This is a genomic window from Sphingopyxis sp. H073 (assembly GCF_001468395.1).
Classification (GTDB): domain Bacteria; phylum Pseudomonadota; class Alphaproteobacteria; order Sphingomonadales; family Sphingomonadaceae; genus Sphingopyxis.
Genome location: NZ_LNSG01000005.1, coordinates 88,918 through 103,532, shown reverse-complemented (window position 1 = coordinate 103,532; position 14,615 = coordinate 88,918). Strand labels below are relative to the sequence as shown.

General features: G+C 63.1%; 9 protein-coding genes and 1 tRNA gene. All 10 read left to right on the top strand.

Annotated features, from left to right (window positions below):
• Nucleotides 1–5: 5 nt before the first annotated feature.
• On the top strand, nucleotides 6–1,913 hold the full coding sequence (gene mrdA / locus ATE64_RS11010; protein WP_058456601.1) for a penicillin-binding protein 2: 1,908 nt from the start codon (nucleotides 6–8) through the stop codon (nucleotides 1,911–1,913).
• Nucleotides 1,910–3,016, top strand: a complete 1,107-nt coding sequence (gene rodA / locus ATE64_RS11005; protein ID WP_058456600.1) for a rod shape-determining protein RodA — start codon at nucleotides 1,910–1,912, stop codon at nucleotides 3,014–3,016. Before mrdA ends, rodA begins: the two co-directional genes overlap by 4 nt.
• 112 nt (nucleotides 3,017–3,128) lie before the next feature.
• Nucleotides 3,129–3,204: transfer RNA gene (locus ATE64_RS11000), tRNA-Lys, on the top strand.
• Nucleotides 3,205–3,747: 543 nt separating this feature from the next.
• The gene (locus ATE64_RS10995; RefSeq protein ID WP_058456599.1) at nucleotides 3,748–4,941 is read left to right on the top strand and encodes a hypothetical protein; all 1,194 of its coding nucleotides are present in this window, start codon (nucleotides 3,748–3,750) and stop codon (nucleotides 4,939–4,941) included.
• A gap of 129 nt (nucleotides 4,942–5,070) precedes the next feature.
• Nucleotides 5,071–7,143: a ParB/RepB/Spo0J family partition protein gene (locus ATE64_RS10990; protein WP_058456598.1), complete on the top strand. Its 2,073-nt coding sequence runs from the start codon at nucleotides 5,071–5,073 to the stop codon at nucleotides 7,141–7,143.
• 73 nt (nucleotides 7,144–7,216) lie between these two features.
• Complete coding sequence (locus ATE64_RS10985; protein WP_058456597.1) at nucleotides 7,217–7,432, top strand: DUF6117 family protein; 216 nt, start codon at nucleotides 7,217–7,219, stop codon at nucleotides 7,430–7,432.
• A 41-nt stretch (nucleotides 7,433–7,473) separates the two neighbouring features.
• Nucleotides 7,474–11,568, top strand: coding sequence for a strawberry notch family protein (locus tag ATE64_RS10980; protein WP_197410156.1), 4,095 nt, complete (start codon nucleotides 7,474–7,476; stop codon nucleotides 11,566–11,568).
• Nucleotides 11,569–12,121: 553 nt separating this feature from the next.
• The gene (locus ATE64_RS10970) at nucleotides 12,122–13,303 is read left to right on the top strand and encodes a DNA cytosine methyltransferase (RefSeq protein WP_058456596.1); all 1,182 of its coding nucleotides are present in this window, start codon (nucleotides 12,122–12,124) and stop codon (nucleotides 13,301–13,303) included.
• Nucleotides 13,304–13,305: 2 nt separating this feature from the next.
• Nucleotides 13,306–13,785: a cytochrome P460 family protein gene (locus ATE64_RS10965; protein WP_058456595.1), complete on the top strand. Its 480-nt coding sequence runs from the start codon at nucleotides 13,306–13,308 to the stop codon at nucleotides 13,783–13,785.
• Nucleotides 13,786–13,787: 2 nt separating this feature from the next.
• A complete protein-coding gene (locus tag ATE64_RS10960) occupies nucleotides 13,788–14,363 on the top strand; it encodes a cytochrome P460 family protein (RefSeq protein ID WP_058456594.1) in 576 nt (191 codons plus the stop codon).
• Nucleotides 14,364–14,615: the final 252 nt, after the last annotated feature.

Sequence of the window (14,615 nt, the reverse complement as noted above, 5' to 3'; positions counted from 1 at the left end):
CCTTCATGTTTGGCAAAAAGAGTCCCCCGATCACCGAAGCCTGGCGCGGCTTCACCTTTACCCGCCGCGCGCTCGTCGTCGGCGGCGCGCAGGCGGCGGTCGGCGTGGCGCTCGCCGCGCGCATGGCCTATATTTCGGTGATCGACAACGAACGCTATGTGCTCGAAGCGGAAAGCAACCGCGTCAATCTGACGCTCGTCCCGCCGCGCCGCGGCTGGATCGTCGACCGGAACGGCAAGGCGCTTGCGAACAACCGCGTGTCCTTGCGCGTCGACATCATCCCCGACCGGCTGCACAATAAGGAGAATGTCCTCGGGCAGCTCCGCACGCTGCTCCGCCTCGACAATGACGCGATGGAACGTATCGAGCGCGACCTGAAGGCCGCATCGGGCTTCCAGCCGGTCGCCATCGCCGAGGATATGACCGAGCAGGAATATTCGTCGATCCTCGTCCACCTGCCGGAACTGCCCGGTGTCGCGCCGCAGCGCGGCTTCGCGCGCAACTATCCGACCGGCGCCGCCGTCGGGCACCTCATCGGCTATGTCGGCGCGCCGACCGCCGAGGAATATGAGAAGGTCAAGGACCCGCTCTACATCACCCCCGGCTACAAGACCGGCAAGGACGGGCTCGAGAAATATTTCCAGCAGATGCTGCGCGGCAAGCCCGGCGCCAAACGCGTCGAGGTCACCGCGCGTGGCAAGGTCGTGCGCGAACTGTCGACCCAGCCCGACGTGCAGGGCAAGACCGTTCACCTGACCATCGACGCCGACCTGCAGGACTATGTCGCGCGGCGCATGGGCCCCGAGTCCGGCGCGGCGGTCGTCATCGACACGCATACCGGCGACATCCTCGCCTTCGTCTCGATGCCGAGCTTCGATCCGAACAGCTTCTCGGACGGGATCAGCAATTCGGAATATAGCTGGCTGCGCGCCGACGATCACCAGCCGCTGATCAACAAGGCGACGCGCGGCCTCTATCCGCCGGGATCGACGCTGAAGCCGATGGCCGCGATCGCCGCGATCGAGCATGGCATCGACCCCAGCGAGCGCCACACCTGTATCGGCGGCTACCGCCTCGGCAGCCGCTTCTTCCGCTGCCTCGGCACGCATGGCAGCCTCGACATGCCGCACGCGATCATGAAAAGCTGTAACAGCTATTTCTACTGGGTTGCCCACCGGCTGGGCTATGATGCGATCGCGCCGACCGCGCGCCTGATGGGGCTAGGCGAGGAATTCCAGCTCGCGGGCAGCAACCAGCGTTTCGGAACGATTCCCGACAGCGCCTGGAAAATGAAGAAATATGACCAGCCATGGTCGGCATCGGACTCGCTGAACGCGGTCATCGGCCAGGGCTATGTCAGCGTGAACCCGCTCCAGCTCGCCGTCATGGCATCGCGCATCGCGTCGGGCCGCCGCCTCTATCCGCGCCTCGTCAACCGGCAGTTCAAGAACGAGGCCCTCCCCTTCTCTGCCGAGGCGCTGGCCACAGCACGCGAAGGCATGAACCTCGTCGTCAATGGGCCGGGCGGCACCGCCGGGCGCAGCCGCCTGCCGCTCGATGGCATCGCGATGGCGGGCAAGACCGGCACCGCGCAGGTGCGAGGCCTCAACACCGGTAACGGCAAGGGGGGGACGTGGCGCTTTCGCGACCACGGCCTGTTCATCGGCTTCGCACCGGTCGACAATCCCCGCTACGCGATTTCGGTCATTATCGAGCATGGCATGGGCGGCAGTCGCGCCGCGGCGCCCGTCGCCAAGGACGTCTTAACCTTCATCTACGATCGCGAAAAGGGGATGGAGGCGCTCGAGACCTTCGAGGCCGGCTGGGGCGGCACGATCAAGGAACGCATGGACCGCAACTACGCCGCCTGGAAGGCCGGCATTGCGGCGCCCGATCCGGGCCTCGCCCAATGATCCCGGTTCCACCCGCGATCCAGCGCTTCCCCTGGAAGCTCATGGCGCTTTTGGCGGCTATCTGCGGCTTCGGCCTGCTCGTCCTCTATTCGGCGGCGGGCGGCAACTGGTCGCCTTGGGCGTGGCAGCAGGGTGTCCGCTTCCTCGTCTTTCTGGGCGCCGCGCTCGTGATCGGACGCCTCCCGCTCCGTCTCTTCGAGGATTTCGCCTATATCGGCTATATCGGGGTGCTCGCGCTGCTGATGGCGGTCGAACTGCTCGGTTTCGTCGGCGGCGGCAGCCAGCGATGGCTCAACCTCGGCTTCATCAACCTCCAGCCATCCGAGCTGATGAAAGTCGCGATCGTGATCGCGCTTGCACGCTTCTATACGCAGCTGCCCCCGGGCAACACGCGTACCTTCACCGCGCTCTGGCCCGCCCTCCTCGCGATCGGCTTTCCGGCGGCACTCGTCATGCTCCAGCCCGACCTCGGCACGGCGCTCGCGATCTCGATCGGCGGCGTCGTGGTGATGTTCGTCGCGGGCCTTCCCTTCTGGTGGTTCGGCAGCGCAGCGGGTGCCGGCGTCGCGGCGCTGCCCATCCTCTTCTCGATGCTGCATGACTATCAGCAGAAGCGCGTCCTGATCTTCCTCGACCCCGAAAGCGACCCCCTGGGCGCGGGCTATCATATCAGCCAGTCGAAGATCGCGATCGGTTCGGGCGGGATCGGCGGCAAGGGTTTCCTCAACGGGTCGCAGAGCCATCTCGACTATCTCCCCGAAGGCCACACCGACTTCATCTTCGCAACGATGGCGGAAGAATGGGGACTGATCGGTGGCCTGGCGCTGCTCTTCGCCTTCTTCCTGCTGCTGCGCTGGGGCACGCGCGTCGCGCTCCGTGCCCGGACGCGCTTCGGCCAGCTCACCGCGGCGGGGCTCACGATGACGATCTTTTTCTACATCGCGATCAACCTGTCGATGGTGATGGGCATGGCGCCCGTCGTCGGCATCCCGCTGCCGCTCTTTTCCTACGGCGGTTCGTCGATGCTGACGATCATGACGTGCGTCGGCATCATCCTGGCGATCGAAAACGACAGCAAAACCGGGACACGCCGCTTTCATTGAAGAAAATCTGCAATTGGGCATTGCCAAGCCCGAAACACCATGATAGCGGCGCGCTCTCTTCGCGAGGCAGGGAGTTTCCCGGCCCCGCAGAAGAATGCCGAAACCGGCATGTGGACGCATAGCTCAGTTGGTAGAGCAGCTGACTCTTAATCAGCGGGTCCTTGGTTCGAGCCCAAGTGCGTCCACCAAACTTCTCAATGGCTTAAGTGCAAATATACACCCCTTCCAAGGGGCTGTCGAGAGCCACGTAATCGCCACGTAATCAACGTGTTTCGTAGGCTGGCGTAGAGGCTTGATTTTCGATGTGCGGGAGGACGCTTCCTCCCTGGTCGAACCCGCTGCGCGTCTTCTTCACACCCACCTCAGCGGGGACACCCCGCAACGCCCCGAAACGAGGAGCGGGGCTGCTGACGCGCTCTGTCCCGCAGGGCTGTCGGCCCTGCTCCTGAGGGCGCGGTGTCTGACGCATGGGGCCCCGCACGCACTCTGATCCGGCGGACATGGCCCAAAGCGCAGGCCGGGAAAGCCGACAGGCCCCGCCTTTCCGCCTGCGCAAGCGATGACGCGACGCTCCGCCTCTGTCAGGGTGCAGATTTTCTGCCATGGCGATCTCGCTGGTCGCTCGTGCAACTACAAGCCTTGGGATTTGAAAGTGAAAGTCTGGCGGGCTTCGCCGTGACGGAATGAGGGTCGAGAGAGAGGCTCCCGGCCAGCCGTCATGGAGATTCCCCATGGATATGCAGGTTCTCGATACGCGCCGCGACTCAAGCGGCGGTTACAAGGTGGATGTCTCGCGCGGCTCGCGCGTGGGTCGGGTGTCGTCGGAATGGTTCTCGCGCCCCGATGATGAGAGGTTTCTGTCATTGGGCGATCTTGCCCGGTCGGTGCGCGGTCGGTCTGACCGGAGCCGGACGCGCGTGGTCGAGACGGCGCTGATCCATGTCGAGGCGAACCGCAATGATCCGGAACGCCTGGCTCTCATGTTGCCGGGTGCCGAGGCACCGGTGACGCCAACCCACTGGAGCTTTGGGCAACTGGCCAGCCAGGTAGGCGCTCCTGCTGCCTATCTGCGCCAACTTCCGGCGCCGCTGGCCGCGATCAATCTGCAATACGGGCTGACCTCCAACCGAGCCGAGCAGATCAAAACGCTCGAAACCGACAATGGCCGCCTCGAACTGCGCGCAGTGACAGGCCCCGACTACGGCCGGATCTACGACCACGAACTCGTCGAAGCCGTGCAGAAGATCGCTGGCAACGGCACCGGCGACACACGCTGGAAGGTTCCGGGCGTGCTCGACTGGTCGACCGGGGTCTACAATCCTAACGTCGACATCTCGAAGGATACGACCACGCTCTATGCATCGGATCGCGATGTCTTCCTGTTTCTGGTCGATGATCTCAACCCGATCGAAGCCGGGCGCTTGCCCGACGGATCGCCCGATCTGTACTTCCGCGGGTTCTATTGCTGGAACTCCGAGGTCGGCGCAAAGACGCTCGGCATGGCGAGCTTCTACCTGCGCGCGGTCTGCCAGAACCGGAACCTGTGGGGGGTGGAGGACTTCGAGGAGATCAGCATTCGCCACAGCAAATATGCCGCGAACCGCTTTGCCCATGAAGCCGAACCGGCGCTGCTGAACTTTGCCAATTCCTCGCCGCAGCCGTTCATCAACGGCATCAAGACCGCGCGGGAGCGAATTGTCGCCAGTAGCGACGAAGACCGGCAGGATTTCCTCCGGGCGCGCGGATTCTCCAAGGCTGAAACCGGCCGGATCATCGAGACCGTCCTCGCCGAGGAAGGCCGCCCGCCGGAATCGATCTTCGATTTCGTGCAGGGCATCACTGCCCTTGCGCGGTCCAAGCCCCATCAGGACGCCCGGCTCGACATGGAGGGCAAGGCCAAGAAGTTGCTCGACCGGGTGCACTAAGCCTCCCCGGGCCCAGCGTGTTACTTGAACGTTGCGCTGCCTTCTCAGAGTGAGAGGGCGGCGCTTCGCTTCGTGACGGGTCCGGGCCTGAGAGAGAGTCTTTCGGGCGGCCCGTCATGGAGAAACCCGATGACCAAGACACTGCCCAAGCTCGTGCTCAGTTCCTCGCGCGACATCCCGTTTTCGCAGCTGGTGCTGAGCCAGAAGAATGTGCGGCGCGTGAAAGCCGGCCTTTCAATCGAGGATCTGGCCGAGGACATTTATCGCCGGACCCTGCTCCAGAGCATCAACGTCCGCCCCGTGCTTGACGCCGACGGCAAGGAAACCGGAATGTTCGAAGTGCCGGCCGGTGGCCGCCGTTTCCGGGCCCTCGAACTGCTGGTGAAGACCAAGCGGATGGCCAAGGATCAACCGGTCCCTTGCGTCGTGCGCGAAGCCGGGATCGCCGAAGAGGATTCGCTCGCTGAAAACGTCATGCGCGTTGCCCTGCATCCGCTCGACCAGTTCCGTGCCTTCAGCGCGCTGATCGAAGCCGGTCTGTCGGAGGAAGACATTGCCGCGCGGTTCTTCGTGTCTGTCTCGACCGTACGCCAGCGCTTGCGGCTCGCCTCGGTCTCGCCCACCCTGCTCGAGATCTATGGTGAGGACGGCATCACGCTCGAACAGCTCATGGCCTTCTCGGTCACCGACAACCACGCGCGCCAAGAGCAGGTCTGGGAACAGGTCAATCAGGGGCACCATGTGCCGGCTTACCACATCCGCCGCTTGCTGACCGAAGATGCGATCTCCGCAAGTGACCGCCGCGTCCGGTTCATCGGCATTGACGCCTACACCGAGGCTGGCGGCTATGTGATGCGCGATCTGTTTTCGTCGGACGAGGATGGATGGTTGCAGGATCCCGGACTGGTCGAATTGCTGGTGAGCGAGAAGCTCGCCGAACTCGCCCAGGAAATCGGTGCAGATGGCTGGAAATGGGTCGAGGCTGCGGTTGACCTGCCCTATGGCTGCGAGCGCGGCAAACGCCGGATCGTCGGCACGACCGTTCCGTTGACCGACGACGAGCAGGCACGGCGTGATGTGCTGGTCGAGGAATATGACCGCATTGGCGACGACTACGGCGATGGCAGCGACCTTCCCGACGAAGTCGATGCGCGGCTGACCGAGATCGATGCCGAACTGACCGCCCTGAACACTCGTCCCACCGTCTACGATCCGGACGACATGGCGCGCGCCGGCGTGTTCATTTCGCTGACCCATGATGGTCGCCTGCGGATCGACCGCGGCTATGTCCGTCCTGAAGATGAACCCCTCGCTGATGGCCAGAATGACAGTGCGCACGATGCCAACGCAGACGTGTCCGATGGCCCGACTGTCACCGTGGCAGGGCAAGCGGCGCAGACCGGCGGTGACGACGACGAAGACGAGGCGATCAAACCGCTACCTGACAGGCTCGTTTCCGAACTCACTGCTGAACGCACGCTCGCTCTGCGCGATGCACTGGCCAACGCTCCGCAGGCGGCTTTCCTCGCCCTTCTCCATGCGCTCGTCCTGTCGGTGTTCCGTCCCCACGGGACTCATGGTTGTGTGCAGATCGGCGTCACCCAGGCCTGGCTCGGCAATGTCGCACCGAACTTGCGCGAGAGTGTCTGGAGCCAGTCGATCCAGGCGCGGCACGAACATTGGGGTGAAAGGCTGCCGGATGAACCACAGCCGCTGTGGGACGCCCTCGCCGCAATGCCGCAGGATGAGCAGATGGCACTGCTCGCCCACTGTGTCAGCCACGGCGTCAATGCGCTGTTTGAGCCGAGCAAGGGCTATGACGGGCGCATTTCGGCGCATGGCATGGCGCAGCGCATTGCCGCCGCAGATGCTCTGGCAGCAGTCGTCGGGCTCGACATGGCCGAGGCTGGCTGGACCCCAACGGTCGACAACTACCTCGGGCGGGTGACCAAACCCCGGATCATTGAAGCGGTCCGCGAAGCCAAGGGCGATGCGACCGCCGCCCTGATCGAACATCTCAAGAAGGGTGACATGGCGCGCGAGGCCGAACGGCTGCTGGGCGGCACCGGTTGGTTGCCGGAACCCCTGCGGTTGCCGGTCATCGAAGCAGATGAAGCTGAAATCGCCGACCTGCCCGATTTCCTTGCGGATGATGCCGAACAGGCGGACGCCGACGATGCCTTCGCAATCGCTGCCGAATGAACTTTGCTCGCGCGGGGCGGCCCCGGTCGCCCCGCGTGTCTTGTTCCCCCCTCACCGATGAAGGAGCCTTGCCATGGCAATTCCTGACCATGCCCGCGCCAATTTCGAGACACTGCTGCAAGCAGCACAAGCCGGCGATCTCGCGCTGATGGAGTGCACTGAGGTTGCCAGCGGCGAAACCCGCTACGTTCTTTGCGCCGTTGGCCGCGACGACGGCGAATATGTGATGACACCGTTCGGGCACCTCGCGCCGGGCAATCCTTACGAGGCCTATATTCCGCCCGCCTGATCGGGTCGGCACCACCCCAACTTCATTGAAGGAAATCCGACATGACCAACTCGCCTTTGGCGGGTGCCTCCGCGCGCCCGCTTTCCGCTGCTTCCCCGCAGCAAACCGCTACCGCGATCATCACCGCAGCCGATGACCTGCTCGGCCACCTTGCCGCCGGTCGCCGGATCGACACGCCCGCCATTCGCACCGCGATGCAGTCCGCCTTTGGCGCAAGCGATGCGACCGGAGCCTGGAGCTGGAAGACCGCTTATGAAGCCGTCGAGGTCGCGCAATTGCTGTTTATGCGTCGCTACGGCCCGGCGATCCATGCCAGGATCGCCGGGCCGTTCGAACGCCTGAAACTGGTCGAACGGATTGCCCGGCTCGCACCGACGCAAACCCGGCGCAGCGAGGAAATGCAGGCTTACCAGCAATTCTCGACGCCGCTGGGACTGGCATGGGTGGCCGGATTTGCTGCAGGCTTCGTCCCGGGCGAGTTGGTGCTCGAGCCCTCTGCGGGCACTGGGCTGCTGGCCATCCAGGCTGAACTGGCAGGATGCAGCTTGGCAATGAACGAAGTCGCCGACGTGCGTGCCGCCCTGCTTGGCAGCCTGTTTGCAGGCTCGCCCCTGTCCATGCATGACGCCGCACAGATCCACGACCGGCTCGATGCAGCCGTGGTGCCGAGCTGCATCATCATGAACCCGCCGTTCTCGGCAGCGCTGAATGTCGAAGCCCGTGTGGCCAACGCAGCCATCCGGCATCTGTCATCGGCCGTCGCGCGGCTTGCCGACGGTGGACGGCTCGTGGCGATCACAGGAGCCAACTGCGCGCCGGATCACAAGGCATGGCGGGATGGCTTCATCCGGATGCAGGACAAGGCACGGGTAGTGTTCAGCGCGGTGATAGCGGGCAGCGTGTTCGCACCGCACGGCACTTCGGTCGAAACCCGGCTGACCGTGATCGACAAGGTGCCCGCAGACGATCCAGCGCAATTTCCGGCATCGCCGGGCATGGCTTCCGATCTTGCGACCTTGCTGCGCTGGTTGGCCGACAGCCTCCCGCCACGTCAGCCCATCGCCGCATCAGCTCTTCAGCCACTGGTCGCTGCCCGCAATTCACAAGCGATCAAAGCCAGCCCAAAGCCGAGACTGGCTGCAGCCCCGGTCCCTGCGACATCCCGCGTGCCGCTCGACTATGATGTGATCGACTGGTGTCCTCCGACTGACGGCAAGCTCTCCGAAACGCTCTATGAGCCCTACACGCTCCAATCGATCCGCATCGCGGGCGCTCAGCCGCATCCGACACGACTGGTGCAATCCGCGGCGATGTCCTCGGTCGCGCCGCCCAAGCCGAGCTATCGTCCCCATCTGCCCGCTGGCCTCGTCGAACAGGGGCTGCTGTCGGATGCCCAGCTCGAATCGGTAATCTATGCGGGCGAAGCCCATGCCGACCATCTCGCCGGCAGCTGGTCCGTTAATGCGACCTGGGACAAGGTGGAAGCCGCGCCCGATGATTGCGACACGGCCGTCCGGTTCCGCAAGGGCTGGTTCCTCGGTGATGGCACCGGAGCTGGCAAAGGGCGTCAGGTTGCAGGGATTGTGCTCGACAATTGGCTCAAGGGCCGAACGCGCGCAGTCTGGATTTCGAAATCCGACAAGCTGCTAGAAGATGCGCAGCGCGACTGGAAGGCTCTGGGGCAAGAGCCCTTGCTGGTCACCCCGCTCGCCCGGTTCCGTCTGGGCACACCCATCCGGCTCGAGCAAGGCATCCTTTTCACGACCTATGCCACGCTACGCTCCGACGCGCGCGAAAACCGGGTTTCCCGGGTCCAGCAGATCGTCGATTGGCTGGGGACCGACTTCGACGGGGTCATTGTCTTCGACGAGAGCCATGCCATGCAGAATGCCGGCGGCGGCAAATCCGAACGGGGCGATTGCGCCCCCTCGCAGCAGGGACGTGCCGGACTGCGTCTGCAGCATGCACTGCCCGATGCCCGGGTCGTCTATGTCTCTGCAACCGGGGCCACCACGGTCGAGAACCTTGCCTATGCTCAGCGGCTCGGCCTGTGGGGCGGCGCAGACTTTCCCTTCGACAAACGCACCGATTTCGTTGCGGCCATCGAAGCGGGCGGGGTCGCAGCGATGGAAGTGCTGGCCCGCGATCTGAAATCGCTCGGCCTCTATGCCGCCCGTTCGCTTTCCTACGAAGGCGTCGAATATGAGCTGGTCGAGCATCAGCTGACACCGGACCAGGTCCGCATCTATGATGCCTATGCCGGGGCGTTTCAGGTCATCCACAACAACTTGGACGCAGCGCTGGAGGCCGCCAACGTCACGAGCAGCGAGGGCACGCTCAACGCGCAGGCCAAGTCGGCGGCCCGCTCGGCGTTTGAATCCGCCAAACAGCGCTTCTTCAATCACCTCATCACGGCAATGAAAACGCCAACGCTGATCGCCGCGATCGAGCAGGGCCTCGCCGATGGCCAAGCCGCTGTGGTGCAGATCGTCTCGACGGGGGAGGCACTGCTGTCGCGCCGCCTCGCCGATATCGATCCGGGCGAGTGGAACGACATTCAGGTCGATATCACGCCCCGCGAATATGTTCTGGATTACCTCCTCCACAGCTTCCCGACCCAGCTTCATGAGAGCTTCACCGACGGCAACGGCAATCTCGCGTCGAGGCCAGCCTATGACGAGGATGGCAATGTCGTGCAGTGCCGCGAGGCGCTCGAACGACGTAACGGGCTGATCGAGCAATTGGCATCGATGGAACCGGTCCAAGGCGCACTCGACCAGATCGTGCAGCGGTTCGGGACCGACATGGTGGCTGAGGTGACCGGGCGATCGCGCCGGATCGTCCACAAGGTCGATGCGAACGGCGACCGGCTCGCTGTTGAAAACCGGCCAGCCCATGCCAACCTCGCCGACGCGCAGGCATTCATGGAGGATCGCAAGCAAATCCTCGTATTCTCCGATGCCGGGGGCACGGGACGCAGCTACCATGCCGATCTGGGCGCGAGGAACCAGCGGCTCCGCCATCACTATCTGCTGGAAGCAGGCTGGAAGGCCGATGCCGCGATCCAGGGCCTGGGCCGCACCAATCGCACCAATCAGGCGCAGCCGCCGCTGTTCCGGCCGGTGGCCACCAATGTCCAGGCCGAGAAACGCTTCCTCTCAACCATCGCGCGAAGGCTCGACACTCTGGGTGCGATCACGCGCGGACAGCGGCAGACCGGTGGTCAGGGGCTGTTCCGCCCCGAAGACAATCTCGAAAGCCCCTATGCCCGCGATGCGCTGCGCCAGCTCTATGTGTTGATCTATGCGGGCAAGGTCGAGCGATGCTCGCTCGCGACCTTTGAAAGCATGACCGGCCTGTCGCTGACCGACAGCAGCGGGTGCCTCAAGGACGAGTTGCCGCCGATCACGACCTTCCTGAACAGGCTGCTGGCACTCACCATCGACATGCAGAACGTGCTGTTCACGGTGTTCGAGCAGTTGCTTAGCGCCAAGGTCGAGAGCGCAATCGCGGCGGGCAGTTACGATCTCGGGCTGGAGACGCTGACCGCCGACAGCTTCACCGTCACAGCCAGTGAGCCGATCTACGTCCATCCGGCCACGGGCGCAGAGACCCGGTTGCTCAGCATTGCAATGAAGGAGCGCAACCAGCCGGTCTCGCTCGAGCGGGCGCTCGACCTTCGGCGTGAGCCTGGCGCACGGCTGTTGGTCAACACTCGCTCGAAACGCGCTGCAGTCCAGCTGCCGGCTCGCAGCGTCATGCTTGACGATGGCGAAGTTGAACGCCGCGTCCGGTTGATCCGGCCGATGGAGCGGCTGAACTTCGCCCTGACCCACCTTCCCGAGACCCACTGGGATGAGGTGGACGAGCGGACATTCGCGACAATCTGGCAAGACGAGGTGGCGCATGTCGATGATTTCACGACAAGCGAACTGCACATCGTCACCGGCCTGCTGCTGCCGATCTGGAAACAGCTTCCCGAAGAATCCACCCGTGTCTACCGGCTCCAGACCGACGATGGCACCCGCATTGTCGGTCGCCGGGTGTCCGCAACATGGGCAGCGCGCGCGACAGCCAGGCCAGACGCGCCAGTGTTATCGCCACCACAGGCACTTGCATTGCTGCGTGAACCCTGAGCAGCTCGAGGCAGCGCTCAGCCGCCGCCTTGATCGCATCGACCGGCGGCTTGGACAGCTCGATCAGCAGACTGAGATCACCACAGAGGCTTTGGCCTTGTTCGTGCGGTTCTGGCTTACTGCCAATCCGCCACTGCCGGATAGTGGCCTTGCCGCAGCGCAAGCGCAGGGCAGGGAGCGGTATGAGGGATTTGTCGAGGCACTTGCGCGGCGATTGGAGGGACGATCGCGACTGGGCGATTCTTTAAAGTAGAAGAGGCGGAAAGTAGAAGAGGCGGCATTCACCAACGAGATGTAAATTCGACACACACATGATGGAATGGCCATCTCAGCGTGCGCTCGGCACGATGCCGCTACAGCACAATATGGGGCGCGTCATGGGCCCCTTTCCTACCTGCTAGCTATCCACACTTCAGCACAACAAGGCTCGTGAAGACCTCGCAGCGATTGAACTGCGGAAACAGGACTGAAAGGCCTTGGTCAGATGGGCGTGCCGGACTAGGAAAGAGGGTGAAATGAGGCAGACTTTGTCGATATTTATGGATGATGCGCAATGAAGGCGATCGAACTGTTCGCAGGGGCTGGCGGTCTCAGCATTGGGATTGGGCGAGCGGGCTTCAAGCCTGAGCGCATTGTCGAATGGGAGCCGAATTGCCAGCGCACCCTTCTCGCCAATCGGCATGCCAGTCAGGCGGACGCGAAACGTTGGCCGCTCGAAATCGAGCGTGACGTTCGCGACGCCGACTTCACCGCGCACGAGGGCAAGATCGAGCTGGTATCCGGTGGCCCCCCTTGCCAGCCCTTCTCGGTTGGTGGCCGACATCGCGCCCAAGCGGACCGGCGCGACATGTTCCCGGAGGCGGTTCGCGCGGTGCGCGAGGTCAAGCCTCGAGCCTTCATTTTCGAGAATGTGCGAGGACTGACGCGGGCTCGGTTCAGTTCCTACTACGAATACATCAAGCTACAGATGCAATACCCCGAGCTCGTCGCAATGGACGACGAGGACTGGTCCACGCATCTGCGCAGGCTCGAAAGGCATCATACGAGTTCGAGGGCGGAGCGCGGGTTGGAGTACCGACTTGTTGCGGAGGTATTGAACGCGGCCGATTATGGCGTGCCCCAGAAGCGGCACCGGGTATTCTTTGTTGGGTTCCGAAAGGATCAGGGTATTGAATGGTCCTTCCCCGAAGCGTCTCATTCGCAGGAAGCCCTATTGTGGGATCAGGCCCACGGGGACTATTTCGAACGGCACAACGTTTCCAAGGCGGAGCGATGGTCGAACGCCGAGCGCACCAGGTCCCGAGCAGAGCGGCTTACGGAAAAGCCAGCTGAGTTGCCATGGCTCACCGTACGCGATGCTCTCGCGACCTTGCCCGACCCCGAGCGCAACCCCGCGGAAGCCTCGGGCCTTTCCGGCCACAGGTTCCAGCCGGGAGCTCGCAGCTATCCCGGCCATACCGGCAGCCCATTGGATGACGCCGCGAAGGCATTGAAGGCCGGCGTTCATGGCGTTCCCGGAGGAGAAAACATGCTCGCTCGGCCCGATGGATCGGTTCGCTATTTCACGGTCAGGGAGAGCGCCCGCCTTCAGACTTTTCCCGACTCCTATCGAATCGAGGGCGTCTGGTCCGAGGCCATGCGGCAGCTTGGCAACGCCGTGCCAGTCACGCTCGCCGAACGCGTGGCGCGCAGTGTCGCCCTTGCGCTGCGAAGCGCGGAAAGCACCAAGCAATAGGCATGTCGCGGGATCCTTCAGTAACGAAGGCGAGCAAGATCCTCGCCGAGATCGAGGCGCTGCTTGCCGCCACCGAGGCCGAGGGGCTGACAACCCCGGCGCGGAAGAAGCTGGTCAGCAGCGTTGACGCGATGCGTGATCGTCTTGAGCGCCTTACGCGCAAGATCGATCCCAACGAATTACCCGATGCCTTTTTCGACCCGGCGGAACCCAGTCTCATCGGAAACTTCGTGGCGCTTGCGATGGTGGCCCAGGACCGCAAGCTACTCGGTAGCCTGAAGCTCAACGGCGCGGATGTTTCAGTTAAGGACAGCAAGCGTTATGCAGACACCCAAAATTGGGGATACTATAACTTCAATCATGGCGAACCCAAATTTGCGACCGCGACGTTGAGGTCTGCCGCTGAGTGCGCGCAATGTCATATCGATGGTGCCAAGAAAGATATGGTGTGGACGCAATTCTATCCCCGGTTGGACCAATAGACATGCAATACCGCAGTGCGGCTGTCGCTGGGTTGTGCGCGTTATCGTTGGTCGGTGTACTGATTGTGTCGGCCTGTGCGCCGCAATCGAATACGGGTGTTGCTGTCAATAGCGGCGCTGACGCCGCAGGCACCTTGCGCGTACCTGCCGATTATCGTGATACCTATCAATATCTCGGCACTTGGGCTGTGGCGGCCGATGGCACACCCGGATCAAAGGAGATGCATATCGTCTATGCCTCGCCCGGTGCTGCAGCCGGGCATCGCGCTACCGGCACGTTCGCGGACGGCACGACGCTAGTAAAAGAGGTGTTCGAGGCGACGACGGAACCAATGACAACGGGCACTGTCAGCCATACGAAAGCCTTGAAAGGCTGGTTCGTTATGGTGAAGGACAGCAAGAACAGCCATCCCGACAACAAGTTGTGGGGCGACGGCTGGGGCTGGGCATGGTTTGATCAGGGCGCCCCGACCAAGACGAAATCGACCGATTACAAGACCGATTGTCTGACTTGCCACTTGCCAGCCAATGCGACTGACTCGATTTATGTCGATGGCTATCCGGTGCTCAAGAAATAAGCGGAGCGGTGCCTCTGTTGGGATCCGCACACCGCCTCGCCTTGCGACAAGCGGGCCCGCTTTCACGGGCTCAACGCTGTTGGCTGATTCTGCAAAGGTCAGAATAGTGAGGAATTGAGTTCCGTACGCGTAATTTTTCTGCCGACTGGATCATGGCGCTGAGGGCGTTGGGCTATGGCTCAGGTCGTGGAGCGCCAAACTCCAGACGTGGCAAACCCTGCATGCCGTGATCGGGGCATGCAGGGTGGCATT